At 40.1% G+C, this 16,291-nt stretch carries 18 protein-coding genes; 11 read left to right on the top strand and 7 right to left on the bottom strand.

All coding sequences use genetic code 11. The features are described from left to right. The 3 genes from CPRO_RS14600 to CPRO_RS14590 all read right to left on the bottom strand — a co-directional run bounded on the left by CPRO_RS14600 (window position 1) and on the right by CPRO_RS14590 (window position 3,095). Window positions 1–1,107 (bottom strand): efflux RND transporter periplasmic adaptor subunit, encoded by a 1,107-nt coding sequence (locus CPRO_RS14600; RefSeq protein WP_066053471.1) that lies wholly within the window; start codon window positions 1,105–1,107, stop codon window positions 1–3. Beyond that, window positions 1,104–1,583 (bottom strand): MarR family winged helix-turn-helix transcriptional regulator, encoded by a 480-nt coding sequence (locus CPRO_RS14595; protein WP_066053468.1) that lies wholly within the window; start codon window positions 1,581–1,583, stop codon window positions 1,104–1,106. The genes CPRO_RS14600 and CPRO_RS14595 overlap by 4 nt, the downstream gene beginning before the upstream one ends. Before the next feature lie 363 nt (window positions 1,584–1,946). Continuing rightward, window positions 1,947–3,095 carry a M20 metallopeptidase family protein gene (locus tag CPRO_RS14590; protein WP_200777649.1) on the bottom strand — a complete coding sequence of 383 codons (1,149 nt, stop codon included), beginning with the start codon at window positions 3,093–3,095 and terminating at the stop codon, window positions 1,947–1,949. 183 nt (window positions 3,096–3,278) lie between these two features. Here CPRO_RS14590 and dapD point away from each other — a divergent pair, with 183 nt between their 5' ends. The 8 genes from dapD to CPRO_RS14550 all read left to right on the top strand — a co-directional run bounded on the left by dapD (window position 3,279) and on the right by CPRO_RS14550 (window position 8,604). Then, the gene (gene dapD / locus CPRO_RS14585) at window positions 3,279–3,989 is read left to right on the top strand and encodes a 2,3,4,5-tetrahydropyridine-2,6-dicarboxylate N-acetyltransferase (protein ID WP_066053466.1); all 711 of its coding nucleotides are present in this window, start codon (window positions 3,279–3,281) and stop codon (window positions 3,987–3,989) included. 92 nt (window positions 3,990–4,081) lie between these two features. Continuing rightward, on the top strand, window positions 4,082–4,510 hold the full coding sequence (locus CPRO_RS14580; protein ID WP_066053463.1) for an immunoglobulin-like domain-containing protein: 429 nt from the start codon (window positions 4,082–4,084) through the stop codon (window positions 4,508–4,510). A gap of 382 nt (window positions 4,511–4,892) precedes the next feature. After that, on the top strand, window positions 4,893–5,132 hold the full coding sequence (locus CPRO_RS14575; protein ID WP_066053460.1) for a DUF2508 family protein: 240 nt from the start codon (window positions 4,893–4,895) through the stop codon (window positions 5,130–5,132). A gap of 27 nt (window positions 5,133–5,159) precedes the next feature. Further along, on the top strand, window positions 5,160–5,402 hold the full coding sequence (locus CPRO_RS14570) for a pro-sigmaK processing inhibitor BofA family protein (RefSeq protein WP_066053458.1): 243 nt from the start codon (window positions 5,160–5,162) through the stop codon (window positions 5,400–5,402). 61 nt (window positions 5,403–5,463) lie between these two features. After that, entirely contained in the window at window positions 5,464–6,504 is a 1,041-nt protein-coding gene (locus tag CPRO_RS14565) for a rhomboid family intramembrane serine protease (protein ID WP_066053456.1), read from the top strand. Between the two features lie 214 nt (window positions 6,505–6,718). Further along, complete coding sequence (locus CPRO_RS14560) at window positions 6,719–7,300, top strand: uracil-DNA glycosylase (protein ID WP_066053453.1); 582 nt, start codon at window positions 6,719–6,721, stop codon at window positions 7,298–7,300. A 61-nt stretch (window positions 7,301–7,361) separates the two neighbouring features. Next, window positions 7,362–7,892 carry a flavodoxin domain-containing protein gene (locus CPRO_RS14555; RefSeq protein ID WP_066053449.1) on the top strand — a complete coding sequence of 177 codons (531 nt, stop codon included), beginning with the start codon at window positions 7,362–7,364 and terminating at the stop codon, window positions 7,890–7,892. Window positions 7,893–7,896: 4 nt separating this feature from the next. Continuing rightward, window positions 7,897–8,604, top strand: coding sequence for an SDR family oxidoreductase (locus CPRO_RS14550; protein WP_066053446.1), 708 nt, complete (start codon window positions 7,897–7,899; stop codon window positions 8,602–8,604). Between the two features lie 220 nt (window positions 8,605–8,824). On the opposite strand, the gene CPRO_RS14545 is transcribed toward CPRO_RS14550, so the two are convergent. Further along, a complete protein-coding gene (locus CPRO_RS14545; protein WP_066053444.1) occupies window positions 8,825–9,184 on the bottom strand; it encodes an arsenate reductase family protein in 360 nt (119 codons plus the stop codon). Window positions 9,185–9,342: 158 nt separating this feature from the next. Between CPRO_RS14545 and proC the strand changes: the two genes are divergently transcribed. Together proC and CPRO_RS14535 are read left to right on the top strand one after the other, a co-directional pair. Beyond that, window positions 9,343–10,155, top strand: coding sequence for a pyrroline-5-carboxylate reductase (proC, locus tag CPRO_RS14540; protein WP_066053443.1), 813 nt, complete (start codon window positions 9,343–9,345; stop codon window positions 10,153–10,155). Between the two features lie 168 nt (window positions 10,156–10,323). Next, the gene (locus CPRO_RS14535) at window positions 10,324–10,797 is read left to right on the top strand and encodes a cupin domain-containing protein (protein ID WP_082754386.1); all 474 of its coding nucleotides are present in this window, start codon (window positions 10,324–10,326) and stop codon (window positions 10,795–10,797) included. 155 nt (window positions 10,798–10,952) lie between these two features. Here CPRO_RS14535 and CPRO_RS14530 read toward each other — a convergent pair whose 3' ends face one another. Together CPRO_RS14530 and CPRO_RS14525 are read right to left on the bottom strand one after the other, a co-directional pair. Next, window positions 10,953–11,381 (bottom strand): hypothetical protein, encoded by a 429-nt coding sequence (locus tag CPRO_RS14530; RefSeq protein WP_066053439.1) that lies wholly within the window; start codon window positions 11,379–11,381, stop codon window positions 10,953–10,955. Continuing rightward, on the bottom strand, window positions 11,378–11,581 hold the full coding sequence (locus CPRO_RS14525; protein WP_066053436.1) for a helix-turn-helix transcriptional regulator: 204 nt from the start codon (window positions 11,579–11,581) through the stop codon (window positions 11,378–11,380). Before CPRO_RS14525 ends, CPRO_RS14530 begins: the two co-directional genes overlap by 4 nt. Window positions 11,582–11,877: 296 nt before the next feature. On the opposite strand from CPRO_RS14525, the gene CPRO_RS15460 reads away from it, so the two are divergent. After that, window positions 11,878–12,081: a diguanylate cyclase domain-containing protein gene (locus tag CPRO_RS15460; RefSeq protein WP_143148957.1), complete on the top strand. Its 204-nt coding sequence runs from the start codon at window positions 11,878–11,880 to the stop codon at window positions 12,079–12,081. Between the two features lie 270 nt (window positions 12,082–12,351). On the opposite strand, the gene nifJ is transcribed toward CPRO_RS15460, so the two are convergent. Further along, window positions 12,352–15,885 carry a pyruvate:ferredoxin (flavodoxin) oxidoreductase gene (nifJ, locus tag CPRO_RS14520; protein ID WP_066053432.1) on the bottom strand — a complete coding sequence of 1,178 codons (3,534 nt, stop codon included), beginning with the start codon at window positions 15,883–15,885 and terminating at the stop codon, window positions 12,352–12,354. Between the last annotated feature and the right edge of the window lie 406 nt (window positions 15,886–16,291).

Raw genomic sequence — 16,291 nt, 5'->3', positions numbered from 1 at the left:
TTATTCCTCCTTTGCCGTATCTTCTTTGCTACCCTTAGCAGGAGTAGTAGGATTTGCAATTTCGACCTGCTCACCGTCGGAAAGGTAAGTCTGACCACGGGTAACAACCTGTGTACCCACAGCCAAATCTGAGGTTATTTCCACAGCTTCTCCTGTTTTAATACCAATGGTAACCGGTGTTTTCTTTGCAACATTGTTTTCAACAGTATAAATATAGTTTTCGTCGTCTTTGGTAATAACTGTGCTGATAGGCAGCACTACAACATCAACAGCTTTTTTACTGATGAAGCTTACATCTGCCAGCATGCCTGATTTAATGATTCCGTTTTTGTTGTTAAGCTCAATTTTTACAGTATATGTACCAGATTGGCTGGATGCAGGGCTAATGGTGGTGATTTTTCCAATCAAAGGAGTATCAGAAGCGGCGGACATATTTACTTGCACTTCATCTCCCAGTTTAATGTTGTTTACTGCCTGCTCGGAAACGCCTACCTCAACTTTAATTGTAGATAGGTCCATAATTACATAAGCGGGAATAGAAGGGCTTGCATAGCTGCCTCTTTCTATGTTTCTGCTTACAATAACACCGCTCATGGGTGAGGTTACGGTACAATCTCCAATCTGTTTTTTCAATATGTCCATGTTTACTTCAAGGGCTTCAATATTTGCTTTGGCGGATTCATATCCAAGCTTCATTTGGTCTATTTCTGCCTCGGCAATAATTCCTTGTTCAAACAGAACCTTATTGTTATTATAGGTTTTTTCTGTGTTTGCCAGACTTAGCTTTGCTGCATTATAGTTTACCTCTGCACTGCGTAATTGGTCATTTAATGTTGCAGAGTCTACGCTAAAAAGCACTTGATTCTCTCTAACAGTGTCACCAACCTCAAAGTGATAACCCATAACTTTCCCGGGGATGGTGGGTACAACGGAAATTTCTTTGGAAGCAGCAGCTTTGCCAGAATAAGAGAAGCTGCTGGAAATTGCGTCCTTGCCAACAGTTGTGACCTCAACGCTGCGCAATGCGGGTTTTTCTTCGGGTGCTTCCTTGGCGCAACCGGTCAAGAGCACAGCGCATAGACTAAAAAGTATTAGCTTTTGGTTCATTTTATGGTTCCTCCTGATAATATTAGTTGATTAATTGCTTTTAGGTGATGACATAGGGCTTGCTTCTTCTCCTCGGCAAACGAGTCAAAGTAGCCGCTGGTAATTCCCATAAGGGAGTTTTCCGTTGTCTTTAAAGCAGATTCCCCCTTTTCGGTCAAACGCAGATAAATTTTGCGGCCATCATCATCTTTGCTGGGGGATTGTTTTTGAATAAATCCTTTTTCCTCCATTTTTGCAATGCTCAAAGAGGCACTGCTTTTACTAAGGTAGAGGGAGTTTGATATTTTAGAAACGGTATCTAAGCCTAAATCACGAATACAAAGCAGAAAATGAAATTGCTGCATCGTGAGCTTCTCTTCTTCTCCCTTACCATTTATACTGAATACCTGCTCTAAGTGAAGTTTACTCCAAAAAGACATATTTACTCTTAGATCAAAAAAAAGCTCGGCAATTTTTTGACCACTTACTTCGGCCATTCATCCTTCCTCCTCTTTCCTATTTTGCATGAAATTAATTTTATGATAAAACTAATTTCGTGTCAATTGTATTTTCATTAAGAAATTTTAAAGATTTTGACAGTTTTGATTTGTTGTGATTATAGAACTGTTTTTGGACATTTCGAGGTTATTTGAATGGAGATAGTGTTTAAAGAGGGGAAAAAAATTTTATAGATTCTTAATAATATTATATATGAAATACCTTTTGGTTAAAATTCGGATGAAATTCAGAATCGTCCCATAAAAAGAGGATATCCCGTGAGGCCATCGGCTCATTATGGAATATCCTTTTTTCAAGCATTACCACTTTTTCAGAATGACAAATTTGAATGGCATAGGTTATTAAAACAGCCCTAGCTTTTCTAATAATGAGATATATGCTTCTACACCGTGGCATAAAATTTTTTCGTCAAAATCAAATTCTGCGCTATGGAGGGGGTGAACGAAACCTTTTTCGGGGTTTCCGGAGCCTAAAAAGAAGAATAAACCAGGGACTGCCTGCTGAAAAAAGGAAAAATCTTCGGCAAGCATATAGGGCTGTGTGGTTATATAGTTGTCGCCACAGGCCGCCTCTAATGCACTAACCAAAGCAGCATCGTTATTTACCACACGGTACATATGTCGGAATTCAACGGTTCCTTCACAACCATAGCCTTTGGCAATAAAACTTACGGCTTCCTCCACCCTAGAAACCATTTTTTCATAAACTTCATCAGAAAAGGCACGCATGGTTCCTTCTATACGAACTTCCTTTGCCACAATATTGCAGGCTTCGCCTCCCTGTATGGTGCCAAAGGAGAGAATGCCACTGTCTAAAGGAGAAATATTGCGGGATAAAATAGTATGTATGCCGCAAATGACTGCTCCTGCAGCCAAAAGAGCATCGGCGCCCAAGTGGGGTTGTGCACCGTGGGAGCTTTTTCCAAGAATACGCACTGTGACTTCTCCGTTTCGTGCCATCATGCCGCCCGCTTTGCAGGCAATCTTGCCTTGGGGAACATCGGGGAAAATATGACAGCCGATTACCTTGGAAATGTTGTATTTTTCAATAATTCCCGCCTCAACCATCAGTTTTGCACCACCGGGGCCTTCTTCGGCAGGCTGGAAAATCAGAATCACATCTCCCTTAGGACGCACTTTTTTTGACATGAGATATTTGGCGAAGCCCAACAAAATGGCCATGTGGCCGTCATGCCCGCAGGCATGCATCAAACCCTTATGGCAGGAGGCATAGGGACGGGGAGACTCTTCTACAGTCAGCGCATCCATATCCGCACGATAGGCAATGGGTTTTTCCAAACCTTGCCCTTTGATTATGCCTATGACTCCCGTTTCTAAGCAGCGAGTAACCTCATCTACGCCCAATTCTTTCAGCATATGCTCTATGTAAGCGGCGGTTTTGTGTTCCGAAAGCCCTAACTCTGGAATTCGGTGCAGATCCCGACGTATTTGCCTAAGCGCATCCTCCATCTTTAAAATATCCTCACGCAAATAAAGCCCTCCTTTTTAAACACAATTTTTTCTATTGTAACATAAAAACTGTGAAAGAGCCTTGGAAAATATTTTTTTTTCATTTATAATACCATACAAGGGTCAAAAAATCATGGGTTCCATGCTTGGATGTCCGTAAGTTTGGTAGGGTTGACCTATATAATTATGAATGGAGGAGCAAAAATGAATTATGATATGACAAATCCTTATGAGATTGCAAAGTATATTAAGGATGCCAAGAAGGTTACACCTGTGAAGGTTTACGTAAAGGGTGATCTGAAGGGTGTAGAAAAAGAAAATGTAAAAATTTTCGGCGAAGGTAACTTCTGGATTATGATTGGTGACTATGCCTTGATTAAAGATGTTTTAGAAGAAAAGGCTGGGGATATTCAGGAAACCCATGTGGAATATGACAGAAGAAATTCTGCAGTTCCTATGCTGGATATTACTAATTTGGAAGCTCGTATTGAGCCCGGTTGTTTTATTCGTGACCGTGTAAAAATCGGCAAAAATGCAGTTGTAATGATGGGTGCTGTCATTAATATCGGAGCGGAGATTGGCGATGGTACAATGATTGATATGAACGCAATTTTAGGTGCAAGGGCTACGGTAGGAAAGAATGCCCACGTTGGTGCCGGTGCCGTATTGGCAGGAGTTTTAGAGCCACCCAGTGCAACACCTGTTGTGGTTGGAGATGGTGCGCTGATTGGTGCCAATGCTGTTGTTTTGGAGGGCGTTCAGGTTGGTGCCAATGCTGTTGTAGCGGCAGGCGCGGTGGTGACAGAGGATGTTCCTGCCGGTGCGGTGGTTGCCGGCTCCCCTGCAAAGGTAATTAAAATGAAGGATGAAAAAACAGAAGGAAAAACACAGATTTTGGAAGATTTGAGAAAGTAATGGTTTATTTTTACTGTTAAATGAAATCAATTAGGGCAATATAAGATTAATTCTTTTCAATTAAAATAGAAACAGGAAGGATAGGAAAAGAAATGAAAAAGTGTTTGATTTTTTTGATTTCAGTATTGATGTTTCTTTTCACAGGCTGTGGCAGTAGTAATAGTGAAGGTACTGCTTACACAGAAGTGAATACACAGGAGGGAATTACTCTTTCCTTAAAAGAGGATACACTAAAAAGTTCCGCAGGTACGTTTATCCTTACCAATGATACGAAGGAAGCAGTAAGCTATGGTGCCAAGGAATATCACTTTGAACAAATGAAGGATGGCCAGTGGCAGGAATTTGCGGGAACTGCCCAGGCAAATTGGAGTGATGAAGAGGTTGCCCTGGAAAGTGGAGCTTCCACGGAGTTAAGCTATAACTGGAAGACCTTCTGTGGTAATACTACAAAAGGCGAACAATACCGTCTGATTATTTTTGTGAATGAAAGCCCAGTTGCCGTGGAATTTACCGGCGCTTAATGAATGCTATTAGGGGGCTAGCCATGTTTTGCGAAAGCAAAAGCGCAGGGCAAAACAAAGATATGATAGGCAAAGTGAAGGAAGCTATTTTGTGCTTTTGAATACTTGTATTTGTTCTTGTATAATGAAAAATTTTTTCAAGATAATGTTTTTTCAATAATGGTTTATATGATTCAAACTTTAACCTCCGTCCAAAGGCCGGAGGTTATTTTAATGTTAAAGTTAAGTAAGAGAAAGTTTTTATTACTGTAAAAAAGCTCAAATCCAGCTAAAAATAGAAAAAACCATAAAACATGCCTTTCTTTTTTGGAAAACCCTTTGCAAAAGGAATAAAACAGGTTTTTTTTGCTTATATTTAGGGTAATAGGAAGGAGGCAAGCGGATGAATATAGGCAAGCAAAAGGTGGGAAGTGTGCTTACTGAAGGGGATGAAATACTACTTGCCATTCAAGACATTCAGACTAGATTGATTTGCGCAAGACAGGGATTTGAGGCTGCTACAGATGAGGCTTTGGTTGACAGTTATATTTTTGAAATTACGGCTTTGCAAAAAAAGTATGATTATTTTATAAAAACAGCAAAGGAAATGGGGTTGACGGGGCCTTTTCTAAAAATAGGCTGAAAGGTACAGAAGGGGGAGAAAAGAACCATGACAGAGGTATTATCGGTTATGATTATCAGCTGTCTGATTATTTTGATATTGACGGCAGTGGCAAAACCATTAAGAATTGTATTGCGGTTTATACTATCGGCGGCTGTCGGCGGCTGTTGTCTGTGGCTGTGTAATCGCTTCGGGCTTCCGGTGGGAGTAAATCCAGCAACGCTTTTTACGGTAGGATTATTGGGGGCACCGGGTTTTTTAGGGTTAATTGTCTTAAGTTTTTTCTTGTAAAAGAAATGTAATTGTTTGACAATTACAACGGAATGTGATATATTTTTGTGTGGATAATGTTGTGGATATTATTGTGGATAACTTAATAAAATTTATAGAAAAATTTAATGAACAATTATTGTCCCAAAGCTTTTTTGAAGGGAGAACTGCAAACGGAGAAAAGGTACCGGGAATTTTTCTACGCATAGAAAATCCTGTTCTATATATTATTGGAGTATTTGAAAAAGATAATCAGGAAGAATTTCCAGAAATTTTAACTACATACACAAAGGAAATGTCTCAAGACCTTGAAGAGATGCGCTGTACCCATATTATCAGCCTTGGTATCTATTTATCGGAGGAGGAAGGGGGATTCCCTGCTCCCGTTTATTTTGATGAACGGATTCATGCTGTGAATTGGCGTTATTCCATTGAAAAGAAAAAGGTTTTTGCCGGTGCAGGGGAACCAGACCGTCTTTTTGGCATAGAAAAGCTGTTGCTTCGTGCGGCAGAGGGAAAGGTACCTGAGGTGCCCCCAAAACCAGAGATGAAAAGTGGGTTGCCATGGGCATGTATTTTCATATTTCTGCTTTGCGTAGTGCTGTTGATTGATACCACCTTATCCGCTAGGGGTGGAAGCATGATTCGAGCCTATGGGATCAGCAGAAGCGGTATTTGGCAAGGGGAATATTACCGTTTCATAACGTCTATGTTTTTACACAGTGGCATCATGCATTTGTTGTCAAATAGTATCTTTTTATATTATTTCGGTTTTAAAGCCGAGTATCTATTAGGCAGTAAACGCTTTCTCATTTTGTATTTGGTTTCCGGTTTATGTGGGGGCCTTTTTAGCATTTTATTTCATGATGTGTTGGCAATTGGTGCATCGGGAGCAATTTATGGACTAATGGGGGCTATGTTTGTGCTGACAAAATTATACGGTCCCAGATATACGGGAATGAATTATGCCACCATGCTGTTATTGGTAGTTACTTCCATAGGCTTTGGTTTTTTGGATATGGGCATAGATAATTTTGCCCATATTGGTGGCTTTATTGGTGGAAGTCTGGTATTCTTAATCTATCGAAAGCTGGATAGAAAACAGAAGGAGATATCCACATGATTTCTGTGGACAATGTGGAAGTTATCCACTTTTAAAATATGCAACACTAGATGAATAATAATCGTTCCTTATTTTACAACGAATTTTCCATGTTAAATTGTCGAATCGAGAAATTTAACACTATATATTGGGGTATACATAAAAAGTTATCAACAAAAAAGCTGTGGATAAGGTCATGAAATTGTGGATAACTCTGTTTGGAGAGGAAATGTAGATGAATCAGCAAAAAGATTTTCAAGAAAAATTGCAAAAGAATTTTCAGTGTTCTGCCTTTGGTGAAAAAAAGCTGGTTTTTGGAGAAGGGGCTCAGATGCCTATTTTGATGATGATTGGAGAAGCACCGGGAGGGGACGAGGAAAAACAGGGCAAGCCCTTTGTGGGTAAAGCGGGAAAAAATCTATCTGCTTTCTTAGAAGTAATTGGATTAAAGCGGGATGAAATTTATATTTCCAACGTGGTGAAATTGCGTCCCACAAAAAGTAGCCCGAAAACGGGAAAAGAGGTTAACCGTCCACCTTCCAAGGATGAAATTGCATTTTTTCTGCCTTACTTGATGGATGAAATCCAGTTGATTGCTCCAAAAATGATTGTTACATTGGGCAATGTGCCTCTAAAGGCGGTTTCTGGGGATAACAGTATGAATATCGGGGATGTTCATGGCAAGCCCTACACCCTTACAGATGGTAGGATTTTATTTCCTTTATATCATCCTGCGGCAATCATTTATAATAGGGCTTTAACCCAGGTTTATCAGGAGGATTTGGTAACATTAAAGGATTTTTTGGTAACATTATAGAAATAGAAATGGGTTCTGAGGGATGGATTTCAAACAATGTAATGTAAGGAGGAAGGTATGAATGGCAAAAACAGCAGTGATATTTTGTTCCGAATACGGCAGTACAAAAAAATATGCAGAATATATTGCGGAAAAATTACAGGCTGATCTTCTTAGTACAGCACAAGCAAAGGATTTATCCCCCTATGATACCGTTATTTACGGCGGAGGCATTTATGCAGGGTCTTTAAATGGCAATGAGTGGTTGAAAAAAAACCAAGAGACGTTATGCAATAAAAAATTGGTGATTTTTACTTGCAGCTTTTCAGATCCTCAAATAGCAAGAAACACAAAATATATCAGAGAGGGTTTAGATAAGTGCCTTTCCCCAATGCTCATGGATCACGCAAAAATCTTTTGTTTTCATGGAGCATTGGATTATCAACATTTGAAATTCGCTCACAAAGGAATGATGAAAGTTCTATTTCAAATTTTGAAACATAAAAAAGAACGCAGCCTTGAGGAAGAGGCGATGCTTCAAACCCAGGTTACCCCTGCGAATTTTGTGGATACCACTCAAGCAGACGGATTAATATTATATATAAAGGATTGAATGTATGGAATTTGAAGGAAAAGTTGCAGTGATTACCGGCGGCGTCCATGGCATAGGGAAAGCCATTGCTCAGGCATTTATTAGAGAGGGAGCTACTGTTTGTATCATTGACAGAGAGGAAAATCCTTATTTTATAGGAGATATTGGAGATCGGGAAACGCTGGAGGCCTTTGTAAAAAAGGTGATTGACCAGCATGGAAAGGTGGATTATTTAATTAACAATGCAATGATTTCCATGGGGGGCATCAATGCCTGTGGATATGGGGCTTTTGATTATGCTTTGCGAATTGGCGTGGTTGCGCCTTACTATCTGACAAAGCTTTTTCTTTCCTATTTTACCCCGGAGGCGGCAATTGTAAATATCTCTTCCACAAGAGACCGCATGAGCCAGCCGAATACAGAAAGCTATACTGCGGCAAAAGGGGCGCTTTCATCCATGACCCATGCTCTGGCCATCAGCCTTGGCGGCAGAGTAAGGGTGAATTCTATTTCTCCCGGTTGGATTGACACAGCGTATACCACCTATGACGGTGGGGATGCGGAGCAGCACCCTGTGAAGCGGGTGGGAAACCCCTCGGATATTGCTGAAATGGCTCTGTTTTTATGCAGTAAAAAAGCAGGGTTTATTACAGGGGAAAACATTTGTATTGATGGTGGCATGTCCCGCCAAATGGTTTATCATAATGACTATGGTTGGAGCTTAGATAAGTAATGGAGCATCCGTTTTGCTGTATTTTGCACAACGGATGCTTTTCATTTTAAGGATATTTTTTTGTTTGCAATAGGGGTTTCTCGAAATTCATACGGGATAAGGGCGATTATATTAAGGTTCAGAGGATTTGAAGAATGAAAAGGGCTTATTTCCAAACTAGCGGGAAATAAGCTCTTTTTTTCAATTATTTCAATATTGGAAGATACATGCTTCTATGCTATCAGTTATTCTTTAATTTCTCCCATTCCTTTTCCTGAAAACCTACCAACACAAAATCTTCTCCAATTACCAGAGGGCGTTTTACCAGCATACCGTTTGTGCCTAAAAGTTCAAGCTGCTCCTCTTCGCTCATTTGAGGGAGTTTATCCTTTAGATTCAGTTCCTTGTATAAAAGACCGCTGGTATTGAAAAATCTCTTTAAGGGTAAGCCGCTTAACTTCCACCAAAATTCCAACTCCTCTGCGGAGGGGTTTTGTTCAACCATGTGACGCTGAAAATATTCTATATTAGCACAATCCAACCATTTTTTTGCTTTGTTGCTGGTACTGCATTTTGGGTAATGTAAAAAAACGAGACTCATCTCGCACCTCCTTTTTCTAATAGTATAATACGTACCCGCCCAATGGGCAAGATGAGATAGGATTGCATTTTGAAGGGAACGGCTGTAAAATGAGAAAAAAGTTTGTATACAATTTCAGGAGTGAAAAACCATACGTAGGCAGATAGGAGGAATGAAACATGAAATTTGGTTTTATTGGAGCAGGAAATATGGTGGGTGCAATTGTGAAGGGCATGACTTTAGGTGAAGGGGTATTTGAGGGAAAAAATATATATCTTAGCAGCAAAAGCGTCGCCTCAGCACAAACATTGGCTATGGAATGTGGTGCAAATGCCTGTCAATCCTCAAAAGAGGTGATTGCAAACAGCGACGTAGTAATACTTGGAGTGAAGCCAAATGTATTATCGGTTCTTTTGCCAGAGCTAAAAGCGGATTTTCAGGAAAAAAAGCCCCTGATTGTTTCTATCGCCGCAGGAAAAACCTTAGAATATCTGGCGGATTTTTTTCCTGAAGAGACACCGATTGTTAGAGTAATGCCAAATATTAATGCAAAAATCGGCGCCTCAACCACAGGACTTTGTGTAAACTCATTTGTAAGCTCTCCGCAGAAGCAGCTGGTAAAAGAAATTTTTGAGACAATAGGCACAGTAGCGGAAATAGAAGAAAGTCAATTTTCTATTTTCAGTGTTATTGGCGGTGCATCGGTTGCCTTTGCATACTTATACATGGATGCTTTGGCTCATGCTGCCCTTAAGGCGGGAATGCCCAAAAAGCAAGCGTTACAGCTTACTGCCGAAACGGTTTTAGGCAGTGCAAAAATGGTACTGGAAAGTGGGGAAGCGCCATGGCCGTTGATTGATCAAGTGTGCTCTCCGGGCGGGACTACCATTGAGGGGGTTAGTGCATTGCAAGGAGGAGGCTTTGAATCTGTATTGGTAAAGGCCTTTGATGCAGTTCTGGCAAAAGATAAGGCAATTGGCGAGAAAAAATAATAATGTGAAGAAGATATATAAAGCTCGGGTAATAGATATTCTTATCCCAAGAAAGTATGAAATGTTTAGGATTATTTTAAGGTACAGCCATCATTTTGTAAGATGGTTTCTATTTTCCCTTTCTATGTCATAAAATATATAGGATAAAATGAAAAAGGGGAATTGAAAATGTATCCAAATAACTTGCAAAATAATATGAGAAATACCGGAAGGAAACCCATGAACCGAATGTCTGATATTACTGATTGTGGTCCTGAGCCCTTTGTGGTCAATATTGATAAGGTAACCAAACAGAATCAGAATTATCGTACCACACTATGGACGGGTAAACATTTACAGCTAACACTGATGAGTATTCCTTCAGGCGGTGACATTGGTTTAGAAATGCATCCCGATGTGGATCAATTTATTCGTGTTGAGGACGGAGTGGGCATTGTTCAAATGGGGAGCAGTAAGGATAAACTGGATTATCAGCGTAATGTTGATAGTCAGTATGCAATTTTCGTTCCTGCGGGAACTTGGCATAATGTAATTAATATTGGCAATAGACCTTTAAAGGTATATACAATTTATGCGCCGCCTCATCACCCCAAGGGCACAGTTCATGCCACAAAGCAAGCTGCCCAGAAAAGCCATGATTAAAATGAAAATGAGATAGTGCGTATTTTATTTAAGTGTTAGAGATATCCATAGGATTTTAAGCATAAACCGCGACTTACCTTATCAGTAAGCCACGGTTTTGTTTTTGTGCATAAATTCTGGAAAGAGGATTCAAAGACTGATTGTTGTTTATGTGTCTACAGTTTTTTATTATAATGTAAATAAACAATATATCCTCCGGCGATTTCAAAAATCAAAAGAGTTGCAATCAACAGCAGTATCCATTTATCAACATCAAATAGGGAGAGCACAAAAGCTAATAACGCCAACACGGTAATTGTAATCGTATACATAACATGCCCTGATATTCTCCGAATCATAATCTTTCGTTCATCTTTTGCATTGATTTTTTGGTTTTTTAATAGTTCTTCGTATGCGGCTTCGTTTTCAGGTTTTGACCAATGAAAGTATTTATAGAGCATAATAATTCCCGGTGCGGTGAAACCACCTGAAAATCCCATAAAATTAGATGTTATACCTTCGCCGCTCATTATGATATAAAGGATTAGAAAAACTATTCCAAGTGCTATAAACCCCAAACCACTATATAACATATCTTTTTTCATTTCGTTTCCTCCTCATATATAAAAATTTCTTCAATAGGCAGGCCAAAAAACTGAGAAATTTTGAAAGCTAATAATATTGATGGGTTATATCTGCCGTTTTCCAACGAACCTATTGTTTGTCTTGATACTTCCAGTACTGACGCTAAATCTTCTTGTTTAATACCTTTCTGTTTTCGTAATTCTTCCAATCTATTTTTCATACACCTATCTCCTTTTAGTGGAAAGCATACTTTACATTTTTAATATATCACAAACGTTTTTTCATGTCAAGCTAACTTTCCGTAGTATCTAAAAAATCAGGCCAGGCCTGCCGAATTTAATACATATTGATTGTCCATTTTATTTGCCCTAGGCAAGCTAAGAAATTACTATACACGAGCACCAAACAACAAGATTATGTAGCACAGCCGACAGACGCTCATCTTACTATTCTTTATGAAAACATCTTGTTATTAGGGTTGAAAATGGGTATTCTGTTTTTATTGTGTTGATTTAGATCGAATTATTTGAAACAATCAGTAAAGAAAAAAATATTCGAAGGATTAACCGTTTTGTGCAGAAATATAATGCATGGGATGTGGAGGGGACGGAATTATCTCTGAGCATTGGCATATGGGATTTCCATGACAAGAAACGAAAGACGATAGAGGATATCTTGGATCTTGCGGACAAAGCCATGTACAAAAATAAGATAAAATAGAACATGCCTATTTTGGAGAAGCAAAGGCATTGATTGAGATAGAAAAAACGTTTTATAATAAAATTATAAATTAGATATAAAATAAGGTTCCCCTTATGGCAGGTAAAATCCTTATGGTGATTGAGGGAAAAGCTCCAAGGTTTGACTTTCCATTCTGTTAAAAAAAGAGAACCGACAAAGTCGGTTCTCTTTAAGTCCCCACTGCATTGGGGGCTTATTTTTTATGATTAAAATTGTAAGGTAAATACGCTTCTCTTTTTTTGTTGGGTATTAATCATGTTCTGCCATCTTCTTATAGGTCTGGTATTTTTCTTTTGCTTGTTCGGCGGCTTCTTTGAGCAGAACTTTTGCTGTTTCTGGGAAGGTACGAACCAAAGAGGAATAGCGAACCTCGCCCATAATAAAGTCGTTATAATCCATGGTTGGCTCTTTGGAATCTAAAATGAACGGATTTTTGCCTTCCTTTTTCAACTCGGGATTATAGCGATACAAGAACCAATAACCTGCGTCTACTGCCATTTTGCTTTCTACTTGGGCATTTGCCATGCCCTTTGTGATGCCATGGTTAATACATGGAGCATAAGCGATAATTAAGGAAGGGCCTTTGTATGCCTCAGCTTCCTTCATTGCTTTAATCAGCTGAGCAGGGTTTGCACCCATGGCAACCTGTGCAACATAGATATAGCCGTAGCTCATTGCTAACAGGCCTAAATCCTTCTTCACTGTAGGTTTTCCGCCTGCGGCAAACTGTGCAACTGCTCCAATAGGTGTTGCTTTGGAGGACTGACCGCCTGTATTGGAGTATACCTCAGTATCTACCACCAATACATTTACGTCTGCCCCAGAAGCCAATACGTGGTCTAAACCGCCATAACCGATGTCGTATGCCCAGCCATCACCACCGTACATCCACATGGATTTCTTCGCCAGATGCTCTTTGTTATCTAAAAGGAAAGCTTTCAACTCTGCACCTTCAGCAGGAACGGCTGCTTTTTCCAATGCCATAATCAAGGCTTGGGTATCCTCTTTGCTTCTGTGACCATCGTCATAGTGTTCAAACCAAACCTTTGCGGCGGTCTGTAAAGCTTCGTCGTTGCTAAGCTCTAACAATTCTTTTAACTGCATTGCACAGCGTTCTCTTTGCTGTTCAACAGCCAAAACCATACCTAAGGAGAACTGTGCATTGTTTTCAAACAGAGAGTTGCTCCATGCAGGGCCCCAGCCATCCTTATTTGTTGTATAAGGCACACAAGGAGCGGCAGCACCCCAAGCTTGAGTACAGCCTGTTGCATTGGCAAGATACATTCTGTCGCCGTAGAGCTGTGTCATGAGCTTTGCATAAGGGGTTTCACCACAGCCGGCACAAGCACCGGAGAACTCCAGTAAAGGCTGTTCAAACTGACTGCCTTTTACAGTATATTTATCCAGAGGATTTTCTTTATAGGAAAGAGACAAGGAGTAATCCCAATTTGTCATTTCTCCCAACTGAGAATCCAAAGGTTTCATGGTCAATGCTTTTTCTTTTGCGGGACATGCCACAACACATGCACCACAGCCCTGACAATCCAGAGGGTCTACCTGAATGCGGTATTGATAGTTTGCTATTTCTCCGGCACCGTTGGCCTTTTTTGTTTCATAGCCATAGGGTGCATTTTTTGCTTCTTCCTCAGTTAACAGGAAGGGGCGGATACAAGCATGAGGGCAAACATAGGAGCACTGATTACATTGAATACAGTTGCTGATATTCCATTCAGGCACATCAATGGCAACACCACGCTTTTCGTAAGCGGAGGTACCCAAAGGGGCGGTGCCGTCCTCTCTGCCTAAGAATACAGAAACGGGCAGAGTGTCTCCCTTTTGTGCATTCATAGGAATCAAAAGCTTTTCAATATATTCGGGCAAAATGCGTTTCAAATCTTCTTTGTTCACTTCTGTTGCATTTTTCCAGCTTTCAGGCACATCTATTTTTACTAATCCGCTTAAACCTGCATCTACAGCGGCATAGTTCATATTTACAATTTTCTCGCCTTTTTTTCCGTAGGATTTTTCAATTGCGGCTTTCATATAGCCAAGAGCATCCTCCGCAGGAATAATGTTTGCCAACTTAAAGAAAGCAGATTGCAACACGCTGTTTGTTCTGTTGCCCAAACCGATTTCACGACAAATTTCTACAGCATCAATGGTATAGAAAGAGATATTGTTGTTCGCAATATATTTCTTTACGTCAGCGGGCAAGTGTGCATCCAGTTCTTCGGGTTTCCAACCACAATTCAAAAGGAAGGTGCCACCGGGTTTGATTTCGGAAACAATATCGTACTTGCTTATGTAAGACTGCTGATGGCAAGCAACAAAGTCTGCCTTAAAAACCAAATAGCTGGAGCGAATGGGCACATTGCCAAAACGCAAATGGCTTTTTGTAATACCGCCTGATTTTTTAGTGTCATATTCAAAGTATGCCTGCGCATATTTATCGGTATGGTCACCAATGATTTTGATGGAGTTTTTGTTAGCGCCAACGGTACCATCGGAGCCAAGGCCCCAGAATTTACAAGCGATGGTGGATGCATCTGTTACCTCAGGTTCTGCACCTACGGTGAGGGAGGTCATGCTGACATCATCATTAATACCCACAGTAAAGTGGTTTTTACGTGCACCCTTCATGTTGTCAAATACAGAGACAATTTGAGCGGGGGTTACATCCTTTGAGGAAAGACCATATCTGCCTGCAAGCACCAATGGCATTTTGCCTTTTTCCATCAAAGCGGAACAAACATCTTCGTAAAGAGGTTCGCCCAAAGCACCGGGTTCTTTGGTTCTATCCATTACAGTAATGATTTTTGCGCTTTCAGGTAGAGCCGCCATAAAATGCTCCATGGAGAAGGGGCGATACAAATGAATTTGCAAGAAACCAACTTTTTCGCCTTTTTCGTTCAGATGCTCAACAACCTCTTGAATAGCACCGGAAACAGAGCCCATAGCAATAATCACATGCTCTGCATCAGCCGCACCAAAATAGTTAAACAGCTTGTAATTTCTGCCTGTGATTTCATTGATTTGGTTCATGTATTCTTCCACAATTGCAGGAAGGTTCTTATAAAAAGGAGAACACGCTTCTCTGTTTTGGAAGAAAACGTCAGGATTCTGTACGATAGAGCGCTGTACAGGACGTTCGGGATTCAATGCGTTTTTACGGAATTTACGAAGGGCATCCTGATCCATCAGCTTTCCAATTTTTTCATAATCCATAACTTCAATTTTTTGCAGCTCATGGGAGGTGCGGAAGCCATCAAAGAAATGAATAAAGGGAACACTGCCCTTGATTGCTGCTAAATGGGCAACACCGCCCAAATCCATAACTTCTTGAACGGAAGCGGAGGAGAGCATAGCACAGCCGATTTGACGACAGCTCATAACGTCGGAATGGTCGCCAAAAATGGAGAAGGCGTGGGTACCAACGGTTCTTGAGCTAACGTGAAATACGCCGGGCTTTAATTGCCCTGCAATACGATACATCGGTGGAATCATTAATAAAAGCCCTTGAGAGGCAGTATAGGTTGTTGTCAGCGTGCCTGCTTCCAATGCACCATGCATTGCGCCTGCCGCACCTGCTTCAGATTCCATTTCCACCAAGCGAACGGTTTGGCCGAAAAGATTCTTTTTGCCATTAGCCGCCCAAGTATCAACATGCTCAGCCATAGGGGAGGAAGGTGTAATGGGATAGATGGTTGCAACTTCTGTAAAAGCGTAAGAAATATACGCAGCAGCTTCGTTACCATCCATAGTTTTCATGATTTTTGCGCTCATGAGTAGGCTCCTTTCATATACAGTATACAAAACACGAATAAAATACAGCCTGCATCCAGCTTGGCCGGCACAGGATAAAAAACTTTGCTAAGCTGATGATAATGAATATAAATATCATTGTCAATATTTCACCAATAATATTTATTGGAAAAATGGGTAAATCCTTAATAAAAGCATTTTTTTGTTTATTTTTACTATATAGTAATTGTATTGAATTAAAAACATATATAATTATATTAAAATAGAAAATTATTTATGATTTTATATTCCAAAAAGTAGCAGGAAATAGGTATAAAAAATTGTTCAAAAATATATACAATTTCTATTTTTGAGAGAAAAGGGGTTGATTGCAGTGAATGACAGGGTATTTGAAAAATCACAAGACGGTCAAATTGTATGACAAGAA

This window comes from Anaerotignum propionicum DSM 1682 (genome assembly GCF_001561955.1).
GTDB classification, from domain to species: domain Bacteria; phylum Bacillota; class Clostridia; order Lachnospirales; family Anaerotignaceae; genus Chakrabartyella; species Chakrabartyella propionicum.
This window is presented reverse-complemented; position numbering and strand designations above follow the sequence as displayed.

Bases quoted from the DNA above. Each gene is read 5' to 3' on its own strand.
- CPRO_RS14550 (WP_066053446.1), top strand. From the start codon at position 7,897: ATGGAATTTGAAGGAAAAGTTGCAGTGATTACCGGCGGCGTCCATGGC.
- CPRO_RS14560 (WP_066053453.1), top strand. From the start codon at position 6,719: ATGAATCAGCAAAAAGATTTTCAAGAAAAATTGCAAAAGAATTTTCAG.
- CPRO_RS14595 (WP_066053468.1), bottom strand. From the start codon at position 1,583: ATGGCCGAAGTAAGTGGTCAAAAAATTGCCGAGCTTTTTTTTGATCTA.
- CPRO_RS14570 (WP_066053458.1), top strand. From the start codon at position 5,160: ATGACAGAGGTATTATCGGTTATGATTATCAGCTGTCTGATTATTTTG.
- CPRO_RS14580 (WP_066053463.1), top strand. From the start codon at position 4,082: ATGAAAAAGTGTTTGATTTTTTTGATTTCAGTATTGATGTTTCTTTTC.
- CPRO_RS14525 (WP_066053436.1), bottom strand. From the start codon at position 11,581: ATGAAAAATAGATTGGAAGAATTACGAAAACAGAAAGGTATTAAACAA.
- CPRO_RS14555 (WP_066053449.1), top strand. From the start codon at position 7,362: ATGGCAAAAACAGCAGTGATATTTTGTTCCGAATACGGCAGTACAAAA.
- nifJ (WP_066053432.1), bottom strand. From the start codon at position 15,885: ATGAGCGCAAAAATCATGAAAACTATGGATGGTAACGAAGCTGCTGCG.
- CPRO_RS14575 (WP_066053460.1), top strand. From the start codon at position 4,893: ATGAATATAGGCAAGCAAAAGGTGGGAAGTGTGCTTACTGAAGGGGAT.
- CPRO_RS14535 (WP_082754386.1), top strand. From the start codon at position 10,324: ATGTATCCAAATAACTTGCAAAATAATATGAGAAATACCGGAAGGAAA.
- CPRO_RS14530 (WP_066053439.1), bottom strand. From the start codon at position 11,381: ATGAAAAAAGATATGTTATATAGTGGTTTGGGGTTTATAGCACTTGGA.
- proC (WP_066053443.1), top strand. From the start codon at position 9,343: ATGAAATTTGGTTTTATTGGAGCAGGAAATATGGTGGGTGCAATTGTG.
- dapD (WP_066053466.1), top strand. From the start codon at position 3,279: ATGAATTATGATATGACAAATCCTTATGAGATTGCAAAGTATATTAAG.
- CPRO_RS14600 (WP_066053471.1), bottom strand. From the start codon at position 1,107: ATGAACCAAAAGCTAATACTTTTTAGTCTATGCGCTGTGCTCTTGACC.
- CPRO_RS14545 (WP_066053444.1), bottom strand. From the start codon at position 9,184: ATGAGTCTCGTTTTTTTACATTACCCAAAATGCAGTACCAGCAACAAA.